General features: G+C 48.4%; 12 protein-coding genes and 1 pseudogene. 4 read left to right on the top strand and 9 right to left on the bottom strand.

Translation table 11 applies throughout. The features are described from left to right. Positions 1 to 50 precede the first annotated feature (50 nt). On the top strand, positions 51 to 935 hold the full coding sequence (locus H6629_18510; GenBank protein ID MCB9069776.1) for a hypothetical protein: 885 nt from the start codon (positions 51 to 53) through the stop codon (positions 933 to 935). Positions 936 to 1,048: 113 nt separating this feature from the next. Here the strand turns inward: H6629_18510 and rpsD are convergent, their stop codons facing one another. After that, positions 1,049 to 1,657, bottom strand: a complete 609-nt coding sequence (rpsD, locus tag H6629_18505; GenBank protein ID MCB9069775.1) for a 30S ribosomal protein S4 — start codon at positions 1,655 to 1,657, stop codon at positions 1,049 to 1,051. A 266-nt stretch (positions 1,658 to 1,923) separates the two neighbouring features. Here rpsD and H6629_18500 point away from each other — a divergent pair, with 266 nt between their 5' ends. After that, positions 1,924 to 3,471 (top strand): GNAT family N-acetyltransferase, encoded by a 1,548-nt coding sequence (locus H6629_18500; GenBank protein ID MCB9069774.1) that lies wholly within the window; start codon positions 1,924 to 1,926, stop codon positions 3,469 to 3,471. 85 nt (positions 3,472 to 3,556) lie between these two features. After that, on the top strand, positions 3,557 to 3,898 hold the full coding sequence (locus H6629_18495) for a DMT family protein (protein ID MCB9069773.1): 342 nt from the start codon (positions 3,557 to 3,559) through the stop codon (positions 3,896 to 3,898). Here the strand turns inward: H6629_18495 and H6629_18490 are convergent. From H6629_18490 to H6629_18480, 3 genes are all read right to left on the bottom strand, one after another. After that, positions 3,895 to 4,695: a hypothetical protein gene (locus H6629_18490; protein ID MCB9069772.1), complete on the bottom strand. Its 801-nt coding sequence runs from the start codon at positions 4,693 to 4,695 to the stop codon at positions 3,895 to 3,897. The genes H6629_18495 and H6629_18490 overlap by 4 nt on opposite strands. A 295-nt stretch (positions 4,696 to 4,990) precedes the next feature. Continuing rightward, positions 4,991 to 7,837 (bottom strand): hsp70 family protein, encoded by a 2,847-nt coding sequence (locus H6629_18485; protein ID MCB9069771.1) that lies wholly within the window; start codon positions 7,835 to 7,837, stop codon positions 4,991 to 4,993. Between the two features lie 106 nt (positions 7,838 to 7,943). Continuing rightward, positions 7,944 to 8,366, bottom strand: coding sequence for a DoxX family protein (locus H6629_18480; GenBank protein ID MCB9069770.1), 423 nt, complete (start codon positions 8,364 to 8,366; stop codon positions 7,944 to 7,946). A gap of 122 nt (positions 8,367 to 8,488) precedes the next feature. Between H6629_18480 and H6629_18475 the strand changes: the two genes are divergently transcribed. Next, entirely contained in the window at positions 8,489 to 9,307 is an 819-nt protein-coding gene (locus H6629_18475; GenBank protein ID MCB9069769.1) for a mechanosensitive ion channel, read from the top strand. 81 nt (positions 9,308 to 9,388) lie between these two features. Here the strand turns inward: H6629_18475 and H6629_18470 are convergent, their stop codons facing one another. From H6629_18470 to H6629_18450, 5 genes and pseudogenes are all read right to left on the bottom strand, one after another. Beyond that, positions 9,389 to 9,850, bottom strand: a complete 462-nt coding sequence (locus H6629_18470) for a hemerythrin domain-containing protein (GenBank protein ID MCB9069768.1) — start codon at positions 9,848 to 9,850, stop codon at positions 9,389 to 9,391. A 74-nt stretch (positions 9,851 to 9,924) separates the two neighbouring features. Next, positions 9,925 to 10,937: pseudogene (locus tag H6629_18465) on the bottom strand (RnfABCDGE type electron transport complex subunit D). Positions 10,938 to 10,989: 52 nt separating this feature from the next. Beyond that, entirely contained in the window at positions 10,990 to 12,339 is a 1,350-nt protein-coding gene (gene rsxC / locus H6629_18460) for an electron transport complex subunit RsxC (protein MCB9069767.1), read from the bottom strand. Between the two features lie 37 nt (positions 12,340 to 12,376). Further along, positions 12,377 to 16,849, bottom strand: coding sequence for a 4Fe-4S binding protein (locus tag H6629_18455; protein ID MCB9069766.1), 4,473 nt, complete (start codon positions 16,847 to 16,849; stop codon positions 12,377 to 12,379). A 7-nt stretch (positions 16,850 to 16,856) separates the two neighbouring features. Then, positions 16,857 to 17,702, bottom strand: a complete 846-nt coding sequence (locus H6629_18450; GenBank protein MCB9069765.1) for an RnfABCDGE type electron transport complex subunit B — start codon at positions 17,700 to 17,702, stop codon at positions 16,857 to 16,859. Positions 17,703 to 17,753 lie beyond the last annotated feature (51 nt).

Below are 17,753 nucleotides of genomic sequence, written 5' to 3'. Positions count from 1 at the left end.
TGATTCGCAATCCAAATCAATTCAATAATTAAAAATCGGAAGTTGGGATTATGTTAAATCGGAAATTTTGCTCACTTGCATCCATGTCTGGCGATGAGGCGCTTTTTGGCACCGCACCGAATTATAAAATATGGGTGTTGATCGAATACCGGCTGCCGTGGCGAAAAAAAGCAGTTACAGATAACGAATTATCTGAAAATCAGCAGGCGCATTTATCTGCGTTGATGGAAAAGAACCCGGATCTCCAGATTTTGTTTATCAAACAAAAAGCTAATTCCCACCCTTCAATCAATATATTTATTGCGCGATTGGGCATTCAGTCCACATTATCCAGAATTATATTGACGAGCCATGCAGATATGTTGAATATCTCTAATGATCAAATAATCAATGGGCATCCCGATGAAATTATAGTGAATGAACCCCACTTTTTTGTGTGCACAAACGGCACCCGGGATGTTTGCTGCTCGAAATTCGGTTTACCGGTTTATCAATCGTTAACTGAAATTGCCGGTGAGAATGCCTGGCAGTGTTCACACATTGGCGGACATCGATTTGCACCAACGATGCTGGTTTTTCCGTTGGGAATCGCATTGGGGCGTGTGCAGCCAGATGATATTCCGGATGTTATCCAATATATCAATTCCGGAAAACTGCCGCTTGCGCATTTGCGGGGACGGTTGAATTATCCGGGTGTTGTGCAAGCTGCGGAATATTTAATTTTATCCAATCACAAAAAATCAGCGGGAAAACTGACATTCTTGGAAAGCCGGAATATCGAAAAAGATGAGTGGCAAGTGAAGATGACTGACAGCGAAAATAATATTTACACTGTTAACCTGCTGGAAATAAAGAAATTACCTGCAATCCAATCGGATTGTGATCCCACCATCCCAAAGCATGTAAAGCAATACAAGCTAATAAAATTTTCATGATGATGTTGTGGTGAATGGCGCTTCGGTAAAACGACAAATGCCCGTCGGATAAGGACGAGCATTTGCTGTGTATCTTTGTAACAACTTTTTTTCCGCAAATCCGGTAAAATTGATTACCGGGAGTAAAATTCGATAACCAGCGAGATTTCACCAATCACCGGAACTTGTTCGCGGGTGGGCATATCCGTTAAGGTTACCGACATGTTCGGTTTGGATAATTCCAGATATTCCGGCGGATTGGACATTTTAACAGCATCTGTAAATCCGGGCATCCGGCGGCTCTTTTCGCGAACGGTTACAACATCGTTCGGTTTAACCTGATAGGATGGGATATCTACTTTTTTGCCGTTGACCAAAATGTGTCCATGAGAAACAAATTGACGAGCAGCATAAATGGAGCGTGCCAAACCGCCACGAACAACTACAGCATCCAGTCGTGTTTCCAGAAACTGAACAAGGTTGTCTACTGTGTTGCCGGCTTTAGCGGAGGCTTTTTTGTAGTAGTTAACCATCTGACGTTCGCCGATATTGTATTGGGCGCGAACGCGTTGTTTTTCCAAAAGCTGACGTTTGTAATCAGACATTTTTCCATCAACCCGTTTGGTCGGACCATGCTGACCGGGCGGATAGCTTTTCTTTTCCAAAATTTTGGATGCTTTGGGAGAAAGCGGAATACCTAAACTGCGCGAAAGTTTAACTTTCGAACCTCGATATGTGGACATACAACAACCCTTCTTTAACGTTCAAGCTCACAGTGTTAAAATTCGTGCCGAAGATACACACTTCTCCGACCGTTTTCAAATGTTTTTTTATTTTCTGGCCAGCTAAACTCTATTTTCCTGACAGATTTCAAATATGCAAAAAATAATTTCGAAAAACAACAGCAGGTTCAGTTTTATCTGCAAAAAAACCTTTTTGGAACGATTGCAATTGCATTCTAAATTCAAGTTTCGTTTAATCCAGTGGATGAAAAAAATGCGAGATAAACATGACCGATAAAAATATGCACGAAAATGTTCACAAATTACAGCTTCGTTACCTCGAACCGGGAGATTATCTGACGGTTCGTGGGATGATGACAACGATCTTTTCCGAAATGGGTGGCGCATGGACAAAAGCGCAATACCAATCGATGCTCAGTCGTTTTCCCGAAGGACAAATTTGTGTGGAGGATCAGGGAAAAGTGGTTGCAGCCGCATTTAGCCTTGTAGTGAAATTTGATAAATTTGGCGCATCGCATACATATGAAGATATTGTTGGCGACGGGCATTTGCGAAATCACGATCCGAAAGGGGACTATCTGTACGGCATCGATATTTTTGTTGATCCGGAATACCGTGGGATGCGTTTGGGACGCCGGTTATACGATGCACGAAAAGAACTCTGCGAAAAGCTGAATTTGAAGGGTATTTTGATTGGTGGGCGAATTCCCAATTTCCGGCATCATGCCAGCCAGATGAGCGCTGCGGAATATATTCAGATGGTAAAGCGAAAGGAAATTTTTGATCCTGTGCTCACTTTTCAGTTGTCGAATGATTTTCACACAAAAGCGTTGTTAAAACGATATATGCCGGAAGATACCGATTCCAAATCGCATGCAGTGCTGTTGGAATGGAGCAATATTTATCACGAAGATCGCCCGAAATTGATCGGCGGGAGAAAAACGTATGCACGTTTGGGTGTTGTGCAATGGCAGATGCGCATCTTCAATTCGTTTGAGGATTTTTTGCAACAGGTTGAGTTTTTTGTCGATACGGTTTCGGGATATAAATGCGATATCGTGTTGTTCCCGGAATTTTTTAATGCACCGCTGATGTCTGCTTTTAACAAAGAGGAGCCGCACGAAGCTGTTCGGAATCTGGCGGATTACAGTGAAACGCTGCGCGTTGCATTGCAGGAAATGGCGGTGTCATACAATATTAATATTGTTGCGGGGAGCATGCCGGAGTATTATGATAAACGGCTGTATAATGTGAGTTACCTCTGTCGGCGGGATGGCACGCACGAGCGGCAATACAAACTGCACGTTACGCCTGACGAAGCTCAATATTGGGGATTGCAGGGCGGCGATTCGCTTCGGGTGTTTGATACGGATATCGGAAAAATTGGCATTTTGATCTGTTTCGATGTAGAATTTCCCGAACTGTCGCGCTATTTGGCGGATAAGGGCATGCAGTTGCTACTGGTGCCGTTTTGGACGGATACCAAAAATGCCTATTTGCGGGTGCGGCGATGTGCGCAGGCACGCGCCATCGAAAACGAATGTTACGTTGCCATTTCCGGCAGCGTTGGCAATATTCCTCGCATCGAAAATATGGATATTCAGTATTCACAGGCGGCAGTGTTCACACCCTCGGATTTTGCATTTCCGCACGATGCCATTGCAGCGGAGGCAACGCCAAACACTGAAATGACGTTGGTTGTAGATCTCGATATGGATTTGCTGGAAGAATTGCGCCAGCAGGGGAGTGTCCGTAATCTGCAAAACCGGCGCACCGATTTATACCAGATTCGCTGGATGAATCAACTAAAATAAAATCCCGACAATTTCTGTTGAAAATGAAAAAGGCGCGAAGTACATTTCGCGCCTTTTTTCGTTTACACTAATTTTGGGATCGCCGATGAACATCATTTTACAAACCGTTTTACTGCTGATTTGTTCAAATGTTTTCATGACATTTGCATGGTACGGACATCTGAAAAGCCTCGGTAACCGGACCTGGTTGTATGCCGCAATTGTGAGTTGGTCAATTGCACTGTTCGAATATTTATTGCAGGTGCCTGCAAACCGGATCGGATTCACCCAGCTATCATTGCCGCAACTTAAAATCCTGCAGGAGGTGATAACGCTGTCGGTTTTCGCGCCGTTTGCTATTTTTTACATGAACCAGCCGTTGAAATGGGATTATCTCTGGGCTGGTTTGTGTATGGTTGGTGCGGTGTATTTTATTTTCCGAAGTTAATTTCGGCGACCGCCTTTTAGTTTATCCTGCAATTTTTCCAGTTCTTCCCAGGCTTCTTTGGCTGCCAATGCAGCCTGTTCCGGCCAGGTTGTGGGATCTGCCAGGTTAAACCGTCGTCCGGCCTTTTCGATGATATTTTTCAAATTATTGACTTCGGTTTTGGCCAGCACTGCCAGATCGTTGATACCCGAATCCTGCAGAATGGATGCCAGTTTCGGTCCAATCCCTTCGATGATCGTCAGATCAACTTTTTTTGGCGCTTTTTTCTTTGGTGCAGCAGCTTTTTTTGCGGATGCTACTTTTTTGGCAGGTGCTGCTTTTGCGGGTGCCGCTTTTTTGGTCGATTTTTTGGCAGCACTACCTTTCGGTAAATCGCGAACGATAGCGCCCAACTGGTCCAGATGCCAATCGGCACGTCCGTAAAATCCGGCCAATTCTGTATTCTTCGGCGCATCAATCTGGAAATAGGTTTCGCCGCCTGTGCCGCCGTAAGTTTCGGAAGATCGCTTGTTCGTGTTGAATTTCAGGCTGTCGATAAACCAGCCGGAACGCCCGCTGATGCCGGTCAGATATTCGCCATCTTCGAGCGTGAACACCTGCAATTGCCCCGATAAGCCGCCAACCGGTCGAAGCTCGCCAATGTTGCCGTCTGCATCTGTATAAATCAATTGAAGTGCGTTGACATATTGATCGCAGAGCAACCGGATTTCCCGCAAACGCGCACCTTCGGGCACCTGATAATTATCAAAAGCCAGCCCGCCTTCGCCGCCGGTGGTGCCAATTTTGTTATAAGCCATTGTCATTTCCTCCATTAATAAAGTCTTTTGGTTTCGTAATTAGTGTTTAACAAAGATTCAAAAAATGTTGAATAAATTTTTACAAATATTAGAATTGTCTATTGCACAAAAAATCCATAACTCAGTCGATTTCGTTATCTATCAATCTTCCCGTTTGACAGAAAAAACATGGGTGGGGAACATAAAAACGCATTCAATTGGTGCAATGTTCTCGATTTATCGGTTCATAATAAAATTAAAAAGATATTCAACATTTCGCAAGCGATCGTTCAGTTATTGCGCAATTTAAGAGCAATCATTCCTGACTTTCGGACAGCACCAGACCGGTTGGGAGCGATTCGCCAAACAGCCAATCCTGCTCCTCTTTTCCAAATTGATGCTGCGATTGGGACAGTCGTTCAACCAGTGTTTTGCCCTGCGGTAATTCCGTCAGAAATGTTGCAACGCGTTGCCGCAAATCTTCCGGAATATCACGGCTGCGATCGCCGGTGTGTCGTGCCAGTTGCACCAAAGTATTGCCCAATAATTCGGGTTTTCCGGTTTTTTGTTTCAGCAAATGTTCGATCCAATGGGCAGCTTCGGTTGCCGGAATCAGCTTGTCCAGCGTGCCGTAAAACGGTTGGCGGGCGCCAAAACGGCTAATAGCCCACAAATCACGCGGATTGGTGAGGCTTAATTTTCGGAGCAGCGCATTGCCGAGCAGTTGTTTGTCAGCAGCGGGAAGCCGCTCGAAATTGGCAAGCGCCATCCAGATTTCCTGTTCTTCGTGCGGATTCAGTTTTGGTCCGCTCTTTTTCTTTTTGCTTTTTCCAGATGCGGAAATTTGCAGCGATGGCTGAATTTTCTGGAAAATTTGCAACTGTTTGCCCGGCGTCAATCCGCCGGCGATTCGCCGCCAGAATGTCCACCATTCGGTTCGCGCCTGTGCGTTGTTGGCAAACGCGAGTTCCTCAAAATACAATTTCCAGATTTGTTTCATTCGCCAGTCGTCCAGCGGATCGCCAAAGCCGGGACGCAAACAGTAGCCGAGCAGGTTCAGCCAACGGGCTTCATGGGCAGCGCTCAGTTTGCGACCGTCCATTTTTTCGAGCAGTTTGTCTGCCATTTTGCGAATCAGTGAAGTTGGCCAGCGTTCTTTTTTCATTTCCAGCGCATTTTCGAGCTGTTTGGTGAGGCCTTCGGGATGCGCCGAACTGTCGCCGATGGTAAATGTTGATTCGATGAGCGCCAGCGCCGCGTCAATCAATTGTTGATCAACCGTTTCGCCGACGGATTGCGGCTGTCCGTCGCCGGAACGATCTGCATCCTGTCGTACATCGAACTGCAATTGCCAGCGATGGTGGGTTTGTTTCGATTCGCAGAACAGATCCAACGTGCCGATTTCCGTCAGCCGGACACCCAAATTCACCGGAATTTTGCGGGCTTCGTCGCGTTTGCCAAAGCGCAGCACTGTGCGGATCGGCGGCAGCACGGTCGTTTCATCTTCCGCCAAAGTGACGATATCGCCCAGCTGATCGCCCACCCGGGTGCTCGACGTGAACAATTGAAATGCCACCGGCTGATTGGCAAGCGCCTCAAAATTGAGCTGATCCAGTTTGATCTCAAAACCTTCTTCCGTGCCGCGCGGAACGAGGCAAACGGATTCCTGTTTCCGGCTTTCTTTTTGGGATGCAACCGCAACGTAATACGCCCGGGGGCTGCCGCTGCCGACGCGAACGCCTTCGCCAAGTCGTACCATTCCGTAATATGCGGCACCGATCGCCACCGATAATTCCGGGCGCGGATTGGGCAGTTCCTTCGGCATCCAGTTGCTGCCGGCGATGGGCGAAAACCAGTTGCGCATCAGCATCGTCAAATGCCAGCGCAGCGATTGCGGTGTGAGCGCCCCGCCATTGAACAACACAAAATCCGGGAAAACGGCATCGCGTCCGGTTTCCTGGCGCATCAGCGGTTCGAATCGCCGCCAAAATGCGGCCATGTGCCGCGTAACTGCCGGATCCGCCACATACGGCAAACCGAATTCGGTGAGCCCGCTGCGTTTGGTTTCCGGCGTTTCATCAGCGGAAACTTCCGGGAAAAAGCCTTCAAAAATGATATTCTGGATTTCCTGCTGATCGAGGTTGCCTTTGAGCGTTCCGCCGATCAGGCTGCCCGCCTGACCCATTACGGTGATGTCCATTTTGGATTGACCGTCCGCGGAGCCGAGCAGGGTTTCTTTGGCTTTGCGGCACTGATAAACGAGCTGGTGCCAGCGCCGTGCATCCAGCTTTCCGGCGCTGCCGGTAATTTTTTGTTCGAGATAACGCCCGAGCGCCAAATCCATATTATCGCCGCCGAGCATCAAATGGTCACCGACTGCCAGCCGGTTGAATCGCAGCCCTTTTTCGCCTTCGCGAATACCGACAATCGAAAAATCCGTTGTGCCGCCGCCGACGTCGCAAACCAGCACCAGTTGCCCGTCGCTCATTTGGTTTTGCCAGCTATCTTCGTTATTGGAGAGCCATGCGTAAAACGCGGCGAGCGGTTCTTCCAGCAAAATTACCCGGCTGATGCCGGCATCGCGGGCAGCGGCGATGGTCAATTCCCGGGCAACTTCGTCAAACGATGCGGGAACGGTCAGCACGATCAATTGTTGGTCGAACTGCCACTCTTCTTTTCCGCGACGCATCAAATGATCCCACGATTCGCGGATGTGCTGCAAATAGCGCATACTGGCGTCCACCGGCGACACTTTGGGGATGTCGCCTTCTGCGCCCCACGGCAAAATATTTGCGCGACGATCCACACCGCCGTGGCACAGCCAGCTTTTCGCTGAAGCCACCAGCCTTCCGGGCACTTTTGCGCCCTGTTCGCGGGCAAATTCGCCAACGATAAATTCTCGCTGATCATCCCATTGCAACGCAAAACTGCCTTCCGGCAGATCGTATTTCCCCGGTAAATATAAAAATGACGGGAGGATGGAGCGTGCCCCAACTTCATTCGGGGCAACCACTTGCGGCACTTCGAAAAAGCGGATTTTGCGTCGCGCTTTTGGCGAATCCTGGGTTAGATCCACATAGGCGACAGCTGAATTTGTCGTGCCGAGATCGATACCGATGATATAAGAGAAATCGAGATTCTCAAGTTGAAAAAGGTCGTTCATCTGTTCAATTCTGTCAAAAAGTTAACGGATCAATTTTGCATCCCAAAGATAAAACGCAGGATTGCCCGGGCAAGTGAAAAAACAAAATAAGCAACGATATTTCAATTTATTGCTGCTGTTTATCGAACAATAAATGATCCAGCGAAAATCGCCCGCTGCCGCCGATGAGCAAACACATATAAATGAGCAGATACAACAACCCGAGTTCCTGTTTGCTGAACGGATCTGCGGCGTGCTGAATGAACACCGCAACCCCCATTGTAACAATTAACGGAATGGCAGCCAGCCGCGTTCCCAGCCCCAGAATGATGAAAATGGAGCAAATTACTTCTGCGAAAACAGCCAGCACTAACGAGACTTCCACACCCAAACCGATTGGATCGGCAAATTTAAAATTTCCGTTAATGAGTTTGATTAATTTCGGAATACCGTGAGTTAGCATTAGCGAGCCAACGCCAACTCGCAACACCAGAAGCATTGCATGTTTGTAATCTGCAATCGCCCGCGTGTCTAATAATTGGTTCAGCATGAATTCTTCTCCTGTTTCATTGAAAAAGATTGTTGTGCAATATTGATTTCGATTTGTATAATTGGCATCTGAAAAAAGCAGTGTTACAGGTAATTTCAAAAATAAGGGAGTTTACACGTTACATGGAAAACCTGATGTCCTATCTGAATCCGCTGATCGAAAATGTAATTTTATTTGCACCAAAATTATTAAGTGCGATAACCATATTAGTGATTGGATTTTGGCTGATCAAGAAAGTTCATATTTTGCTGGAAACGGCGCTTCATCGCATCAATTTTGATGCTGCAATCACTTCATTTCTGATTTCGATGGCAGAAATATCGATGAAAGTGGTGGTGATTCTGATCGCCGCCGGTGTGATCGGTTTCGAACTGGCAGGTTTGATGGGCATTATGGCCGGCGCTGCGTTCGCGATCGGGTTGGCGCTGCAGGGCAGTTTGAGCAATTTTGCGGCGGGTATTTTGATCGTCGTATTTAAACCGTACAAAGTGGGCGATTGGGTAGAAATCCAGGAAAAATTTGGCAAAGTTGAAGAAATACAAATATTTAACACAATCATCGCGACGCCGGGAATGAAAACGTTGATCATCCCGAACGGGCAGGTGATTGATGGGGTGGTCACGAATTTCTCCAAAAAAGGGTTTATCCGGCTGGAGCTGACCGTGACAATGCCGTATGCGGAAAGCTTTCCGAAGGTGGAGAAAATCATTCGCGAAGTGCTCAGCGATACACCGGGCGTTCTGCCGGAGCCGCTCCCGGAAATTGGTATCGAAAGTTACGACAGCCACAATCTCATCGTCGCGGTTCGGCCGTATGTAACGCCTGATAATTATTGGGAAGTGACATTCGAAGTTCACCGGCGCATAAAAGCGGCGTTTAGCTCAAACAATATTGCCGTTGCCTATTCCGAAGGCGTGGAAATGGGCAAAATTGGTGAATAATAAAAAACGCCCCGAAACCGTTGCCGGTGCGGGGCGCAAAGATGGACAGTTGCAAATCAGTATTTTTTTTAAAACGAACAATCAATCACCACCCCCGTAGTCCATCAGATATGCCGTTTCAATAATTCTTCCTTCGGCAGCTTCGTGCTCGGCTAAAAGTGCTAACAAATTTTCGACATCGTTACAAATCAGCGACATTTTCTGTTCGCTCAACGTTTCCATATTTTTTAACTGATGGATGATGCCTTCCAGATCTTTGGCTATTTTGTGATGTTCCATTTCCAGTTTGTCAATTGCGCCGATATGCTGCGGGGCAATCCGCACAACATCACTCATGAAACCGCCCTCTTCTTCCAGATCAAAATGTTTTTGCAGATCGTTGTAAAAATCGCGCATTAACCAGATAAACTCCAGCCGCCATTTTGGGAACTCCGCAGCAGTAATATCGCAATTCATCATTTCGCGAATGGTGTTCATTTCTTTTTTTAAGTATTCATGTTCTTCATGAATTTTGTCTGCAATGATGTTTTTATTTAACGGCATTCTGTTCTCCTTAAGTCTGGATATCTTGTTGTTTATATTGAACTAATGTTTTGCAAATGACAAGATCCCATAATCTATTTGGCGGGTTTTACCTGCCCGTAAATTTTCGGATGGGTAACCCGGTTGATCAGCGGTGTTGCGGCATTCATCAGCAAGATGGCATACATTACGCCCTCCGGCAAGCCGCCGAAATTGCGGATGACGATCACCATTATTCCGATTCCGGCACCGTAAATCCAGCAGCCACGCTGGGTAATGGGCGAAGAAACCGGGTCGGTTGCCATGTAAACAGCTCCCAACATTAATCCGCCGGAAAATAAATGAAACAGCGGTGGTGCAAATTTATCCGGGGAAATGAAGTATAAAACGCCGGACAGAACAAAAACCGTCAGAAAAATGCTGACGGGTATTCGCCAGTTCATAAAATTGCGCCAGATGAGATAGAGCCCGCCTAACAGGATGATGAGTGCGCTGGTTTCGCCAATTGAACCGGTGACGTTCCCAAAAAACAAATCGCTGGCTTGGGCGATTTTGCCCTCAAATTTCATCTGCGAAAGCGGTGTTGCGGATGTTACGCCATCGGCTGCAGATTTCAGAAATGGCAGCGCAAATGAGTTCCCCCGAACCGTTGCAAATGTGCCGAAATCGCCGAACGGCGACCAGGTGGTTATCGCAACCGGAAACGATGCCTGCAAAAATGCCCGTCCCACCAGCGCCGGGTTGAAAATATTGCCACCCATCCCGCCAAACAGCAGTTTCCCGAGTGCAATCGCGATCACCGATCCGGAAAGCGCAATCCACAACGGAATACCCGGCGGTAAAACGAGCGCCAGCAACAACCCTGTAAGCGCAGCACTGCCGTCTTTACGGTGTTTCGCTGATGCCGGGTGAGCAGCCATTCCGTAACCATAGCGCCGGTTACGCACACCACAATTACCATCAACGCGCTGATGCCAAAATAATAAATTCCCGCAAACGCCACCGGCAGCAACGCATAAATGACGTGCCGCATAATGGTTGGCGTATCTTCCACCTGTTTCAAAAAAGGGGAAGTGGTGAGTAGCAGCCGGGCTTCAGTTGATTTCATTCAAATATCACAATTTTTTGATAATTTCGATTTTTTTTGCCGGAAATTCCAATCATCCGGCTTTTTTCTGCCGTGCCTGTTTTTCGCGGAGCAGCACTTTTGCTACGCGGAATCGTTGAACCAATGGAATATTGGACGGACAAACATACGAACACGAACCGCATTCCACACAATCCATAATATGGAAATCCATCATTTCTTCATAATTCCGGATTTTTGCCAACGCACCCAATCGGCTGGGATTGAGATAAACCGGGCAGGCGTCCACACAGCGCAAACAGCGGATACACGGATATTCCTCCCGAACGCCAACCTGCTCATCCGTAAGGCAGAGAATGCCGGATGTGCCTTTCATTATTGGCACATCCAGGTGCAGTTGCGGGCTGCCCATCATCGGCCCGCCGAACAGAATCTGGCGGGTGTTATCTTTGATGCCGCCGCAATAATCGAGCACATCTACCAAACGGGTGCCGATGGGCACCATCAGGTTTGCAGGGCGCTCGATGCCCGGTCCGGTCACCGTTACAATCCGTTCGATGAGCGGTTGCCCGAATTTAAACAAATCGCCGATGCCCGCAATTGTGCCGACATTGTTGACAACAACGTGCACATCGATGGGCAATTTGCCGCTGGGCACCTGCTTTTGCAGCACCGCTTCGATGAGCATTTTTTCCGCACCCTGCGGATATTTCGTTTTTAGCGGAATCACTTCGCAATTTAAATCTTCCGGAACCCGGCGCGCCAAAAGCTCAATGGCGTCCGATTTGTTCAGCTCAATGCCGATATAAACTTTGCTAACATTCAATATTTTCTGATAGATACGGATACCGTTGAACATCGAATCGTAATGCTCGAGCATCAGCCGGTGATCGCTGGTGAGATACGGTTCGCACTCCACGCCGTTCACAATCAGGCAGTCTGCATGTTTGCCTTCCGGGATGGCCAGTTTTACGTGAGTGGGGAACGCCGCGCCGCCCAACCCGACAAATCCGGCTTCCTGAATGATGCCGAGTATTTCTTTAACACTCAGTTTTTCCCATAACATCTGGTGTTCGTTATACAAGGTTTGCGGGGAAAACGGATCGGTTTCGATCGTGATGGATTCAACCATTTTGCCGCTGGGGTGATGCCGTAAATCCAGCGATTTTACCGTTCCGGTAACCGATGCGTGCAGCCCGACAGACACAAATCCGCTCGCTTTGGCGATCAGTTGCCCGCGATACACTTTGTCCCCGGTTTTGACCAACGGTACGGAGGGCGCACCAAGATGCTGGCTGAGCGGCAGCACAACTTCGCTCATAAACGGCATGCGCTCGATGGGCAAATGGCGCGTCATCACTTTGTAATCTTCCGGATGAATGCCGTGCCCGAACGATTTTGCGGCTGTTTGCAATGCGTTCATTTATGGGTGATCCTGTTTTATCTGATCGTTGTTATTGTTAATCATTTTCACCGGCAAATTCCCGCAGCGATTTTTGGAGTAATTCCGGTGATCCGTTGGCATAAAGCCGGATCAATTTTTCGGTTAATCGCTGATGATAAATTTGCCAATGTTGCGCATCCAGCGCAGCCAACTGTTCGCTGTATTCGGCAGCAACAGCTTCCGTTTGGCTTCGGGTTTCTGCGTCGGCTTCCGCCCGGATTTGATCGATGATTACCCGATTGACTGCTGCGCGGGTGCCGGCCAACTCCTGCAATGTTTGCCAAAAACGCAATCGTTGTTCGGCGATTGCCACCAGTTTTTCGGAAACGCGAATGCGAACTTTTTGTTTTTGCTGATTTTCCAGGGTGATAACGGCTGTAAATTCCGCCCGTTTTTGCGGTTCCAGTGCCAGATATTCGGCAAGCGGCAGCTGATTATCCTGCCATTCTGATTTATCCAGCGCCCGGAATTCATTGCGAAAACGCCCTTCGCTGACCGCCCAATGCGCCACAGTCAATTGGTCGTCCACCGTACGGGAATTTTGGCTAAGCTGTTGTTTTTGTTGAACCCAATCGTTTGAATAATCGATGTTTCCGGATAAATCAAGTCGTTCCGAAAAGCTGCCGGCAACGGACGGATCATACAAAAATAGCGGAAACGCCCGTGTCGCAACAGCCAATCTTTCCTGACGCACCACCATATTGGTATCGATACCGTGTTGAAACGGTTCGGCTGTGTACAAATGGAAAACTGCTGCGCCGGGATAACGGAATCCCCTCCGCAAGCCCGTCAAACTATGCGCCGGAACACCGGGGGTAGATTGCAACACAAATGTTTCCGGGTGGGTTAGCGCCCAAAGTCCGGTTTCCGGTGGCGTTTGCGGATTGCCGTTCAAAATTGCCAGTTTCACTGGAAAATGACCGGAGAGCATTTTGGCAAATCCCGTTAGCGATTGCGATGGCAGGGTAGATTCTTCGATGAGCACCACCAGCGGCGGCACCAGCGCTTTTTCAGATGGCGTAAATTGCTGCCATCCGATTGGCGCATCGGGTGCATTTTTTGAGGGAGTAAATTCATCTTTGGCGATCAATGTTGCTCTGCGAACGGCAGCAAATGTTTCGGAATATTGATTCACGATGCCGTTGAATACCTCTGTGGCCAATTTGCTGATATCGCCTTTTGCCGCATGCAGCGAGGGAAACGGAAACGCATTATGCGGATAATTGGCGCCCCAAATGGCAATCCGGTCACCGTTGAATAGCAGCGATAAATTCGCTCTGGTTTTATGCAAATCGCGCAATTTCTCAATTTCGGCGATTGTTTGGCTCAGTTGTTCCAGTTTTTTGCTGTCCAGCTTCGGTTTGTTGGATTTGTCATCCAGCAAACCGGTCACATCCTGAATCGATACATTGCCGCTTTCCAGCTTGGCCAATTTTTGTCCGAACACCTCAAAATCATTCACCTGAACAGCAGTGGTCAGCAGATTTTGCGCTTTTGTTTTCAGCGTCGAAATAAGCGAATCCAGCTCAGCCAAAAATGCTGCTATTCGCGGCTGCATTTCCATTTCCGCGCTGGCGAAAATAAGGTGTGCAGCAGTTTTGCTGCCGCTGCCGGGATAAATATTATCGCCGCCAAATTGGGAGTGATACACCCGACGGTTCATCATCAAATAACCGTTGCTGATCGGGTTTTCTTCGGTAACAAATGTGCTCATCTGCTCAATGGAATTTTCCGGCAAGTTCATAGAAAACTGCCAGTTACGGCGATAGTTGGCAATTATATCTTCATTTTGCGCAACCATTTCCAGCGCATTTTCCGGGCAGACCCGAACGCATCCGCCGCATGCGGAGCAGCTCGAAGGATTTACCGTCAGACTGAACATCATGCCGGAATTTTTTTGCTGTTGCTGCGGATCGTCAAAAAAAGTTTTTGTTCGAACGATGGGGAAGTGCCGCACCATTTCCGAAAGCGGTGCAAATTCGCCTTGCAATGTGGCAAGTGCATCGTCCGTAAGATTCATTTTTTCAACGAGTTGCGCGAAAGCGGCATCCAGCAAACTGCCGAGTGTGCGGTGTTCCCGCAATTCGTCAGCTGCAAAAATACGGTAGGCGACTTTGCCCAGCGGGTCCGCAACGCGCTGCAATTGAATAACACTGTGCCCGCGCTGTTGGCAATCTGCAATGCCGGTTTTGATAAACGACGCCACATCCTGAACCGTAACGGGCAATGCACTTTCCGGGCAATTGATCCAGCAACTGCCGCACGCGGTGCAGTTTTCGGGAATCAATTGGGGAATTTCGCTGCGCAAATCGGATAAATCGCGGGCGGCTGCACTGCTTCCCGGCATGCTGGCTGTTGCCAAAAATGGATCGGTGAGGGTTTGATCCGCTGTGCCGGTTGCATAAAAATACCCGACGGAGTCCCAAAATCTTGCCGGATCGAACACGCTGCCATCTTTTTTCTGTTGCTGCCGGATGGCCAGTGGCGCGGCAATTTCGGTTGCCGGTTTTCTGGGGATTTCCGGGAAGCTTTGCCAGTCGATGACTGTTTTGCCGGACATCCCGTTTTTAACGGCGGTGGTAAGTTCTTCCAACAGGACCGGGTTATCCGAAAATTGTTTTGCCAATCGCTGTCGCAAAAATTTCAGCAATGTCTGCTGTTCGCCATCGATAATGGCGTTGTGAGCCAAAACCGCACCGCAAAGGGTTAACTGGCGAATCAATTTTGCATATCCGGGAATATCTGTATTAACTGTTGCGGTATTGACCACCCAGATTTTCAGCTGTTTTTCCTGGATTTGGCGGCGCACGGTTTCGCTAAAATTTTTCCAGATCCATTCACCGGATTGGGTGGATTGGATGATCGCCAAACCATTGTTTTTTAAAGCACTTAAATTGTTCGCGAAAACTGTTTGGGAGAAAATCATCGCATCGCAACTGGCATTGGAAATGTGCACCGTTTTGTTGTCTTCGGTCATCTCGATGGAATACGCCTGCGAGCGACGGTTCGCCGCAATTTCTGCGAACGTCCGTACAGACATCCCGGTGCTGTCGGCGAGCGTTTTTGCAAGAACGACATTGACATCCGCGAGCAATTCTCCGGGAGAAACCACAATTTTTATTTGCCGGAAATGGCTGGTTGCCAGTTGTTCCAGAGCCGGTTGCCGGCTGCTCAAATTCATCTTTTCCAACTGCGGATAGCTGCGTTCAATGCGCTGCGAAAGCGTTTCCAGCATCGGGTAACGGCTGTTGCTTTGCGCAAATGTAACACCTAAATAAAAGCGTTTTTTGGCTTCTTCGCCGGGCAGCATATTTTCGATTGCCGCGCTCAATTCGGCAAAACCCGGTTTGTTATCCGCCATTTGGAAAATGCCGGAAAAAATTACCGGTCGATCCGCCGGTTTGGCGAATACAGCAAAATCGGGGTGGGGAAGTGAACCATTTTTTTTGACGCTGCCGTTTTCTTCAGCGCATTCGATAGCGGAGCGTATCTCTTGCAATATGGTCGGGTTATCTGTTGTGTTGGCGTTTGAACATTCGAGAACCGTAACCGCTTTTTTGCCTTTTAGCAAATGCGTCATCGCAGCCGATGGAAACGGTCGCAACTGATTTAAGCTGAGAACGGTTAACCGGATTTTTTTTCGGGTGCGGATATTTTCGGCGACTCTTTCCGCATCATCTGAAATAGCGCCGTTTGTAATCACGAGATATTCCGCAGCGTCCACTACACGATTGATGATTTCATAATTTCGACCGGTCAGACCGGCAAATTCTTTGATACTCAATTGGATCAGATTCGGCAAATGCGATTCAAAAAATGCCTGTTGGGCAATCGCTGCGCGATAATGCAATTCGCCGGCGTTGAAATCGACCAGCCCCAACGGGCGATCAAAATCGAGCCATTTCGGGACGCGACGGCGTTTTTCGCCAAAAACCATCCGCTGCGATTCTGTCGGTGCATCAATCTCGGTTTCTGCAGAACCCAAATATTTTTTGACCAGTTTTTCATCTGGGATATGCACCGTTTGGATGGATTTTCCGGTGTATTCAAAATCGAACGCAACAACACCGGGAACCAGCGCAAGCTCGGCAACGCGTCTGGCAATAAGCGTAAAATCCAGCATTTCCTGCACATTTTTGGCGATAAACTGGAAAAATCCGCTTTTTCGCAAATGATCCAGCGCAACGTAACCGGTTGGATTTTCTGCAGATGCGTTTAGCATCAATTGTATCACCTGCGGCGATTTCCAGAAATTCCCGGTTCGCAGGCTTTCCACAATCATTGCAGAATCGCTATCGGATAACAGCGTTGCCGCCCGTTGCCCGCTCAGCGAAACACCTTGTCCGGTGAGCCAGTTGATTTCCTGACCGGTATTTTGTCCGCAAATCAACGTGTTGAGTCGCTGCAATGCGCTCAATCCTTCAACGGTTGACCGTTTTCCGGGGAACGGATGTGCGGTTATTTTATCCGAATTTTTTTTGAATAACATAATAAGTTTACCCGTTTTCGATTCTGGAAAAATTCCGGTTGATTTCCGGGAATTGCTGGCCTTCCAGCCAGATAATCGCGTTGGTGGGGCAGCGCAACGTGGCAATTTCGGTTTCTTTATTGGCAAAATCCGGGTTGATGACCGGCAGGTTGTTGACCATTGAAATCAGTCCTTCCGGTGCATCCGCAGCGCAGCGGCCACAACCGGTACAGGCAACCTGACACAACTCCAGTGCGGCGTCACCTTCCAGCAGCGATTTACATTGCACAACCAGATGCCGGTTGATGGGCATTAGCTCAAAAAGCCCTTTCGGGCAGATTTCCACACAATCGTTGCAGGCGGTACATTTTTCGTAATCAACAATGGGGAGCCCAAATGGTCCCATGCTGATGGCGCCGAATGTGCAGGCTACTTCGCAATCGCCCAAACCCATGCAGCCGTAAACGCAACCTTTGGGACCGCCGCTAACCAACGCTGCTGCCCTGCAGGATTCAAATCCTTTATAAACACCGGCTTGGACAGCGACATTTATGCCGCCGGCACAGAGCAAACGCGCCACTTTTTTAACCAGCGATCCGGGCTCGACACCCAGATAATTGGCAATATATGTTGCTGTTTCCACACCGCCGACCGGACAACCGCTGGGTTGCTGGTCGCCGGTAACCACTCTTTCTGCAAATGCGCGACAGCCGGGAAATCCGCAGGCACCGCAATTTGCACCCGGCAGCATATCCGAAACAACCTCGATTCGCGGATCTTCGTACACTTTCAGTTTGGCGTTGGCGATCACCAAGATAACCGCCAGCAACACGCTTAAACCGCCCAAAAATGCGATTGCTGTCAGTGTTGTCATCTATTGCGTTCCTGTTTGTTCGATCCATTACCGGTGAAAAACGCCGGTTTG

It is taken from the genome of Calditrichia bacterium, from assembly GCA_020634975.1.
Classification (GTDB): Bacteria; Calditrichota; Calditrichia; order RBG-13-44-9; family J075; genus JACKAQ01.
Note: the sequence above shows the minus strand (reverse complement) of the source record. Positions and strands in the feature narration are given on the sequence as shown.

Coding starts and splice junctions, on each gene's coding strand:
- H6629_18510 (MCB9069776.1), top strand. CDS start 51: ATGTTAAATCGGAAATTTTGCTCACTTGCATCCATGTCTGGCGATGAG.
- rpsD (MCB9069775.1), bottom strand. CDS start 1,657: ATGTCCACATATCGAGGTTCGAAAGTTAAACTTTCGCGCAGTTTAGGT.
- H6629_18500 (MCB9069774.1), top strand. CDS start 1,924: ATGACCGATAAAAATATGCACGAAAATGTTCACAAATTACAGCTTCGT.
- H6629_18495 (MCB9069773.1), top strand. CDS start 3,557: ATGAACATCATTTTACAAACCGTTTTACTGCTGATTTGTTCAAATGTT.
- H6629_18490 (MCB9069772.1), bottom strand. CDS start 4,695: ATGGCTTATAACAAAATTGGCACCACCGGCGGCGAAGGCGGGCTGGCT.
- H6629_18485 (MCB9069771.1), bottom strand. CDS start 7,837: ATGAACGACCTTTTTCAACTTGAGAATCTCGATTTCTCTTATATCATC.
- H6629_18480 (MCB9069770.1), bottom strand. CDS start 8,366: ATGCTGAACCAATTATTAGACACGCGGGCGATTGCAGATTACAAACAT.
- H6629_18475 (MCB9069769.1), top strand. CDS start 8,489: ATGGAAAACCTGATGTCCTATCTGAATCCGCTGATCGAAAATGTAATT.
- H6629_18470 (MCB9069768.1), bottom strand. CDS start 9,850: ATGCCGTTAAATAAAAACATCATTGCAGACAAAATTCATGAAGAACAT.
- rsxC (MCB9069767.1), bottom strand. CDS start 12,339: ATGAACGCATTGCAAACAGCCGCAAAATCGTTCGGGCACGGCATTCAT.
- H6629_18455 (MCB9069766.1), bottom strand. CDS start 16,849: ATGTTATTCAAAAAAAATTCGGATAAAATAACCGCACATCCGTTCCCC.
- H6629_18450 (MCB9069765.1), bottom strand. CDS start 17,702: ATGACAACACTGACAGCAATCGCATTTTTGGGCGGTTTAAGCGTGTTG.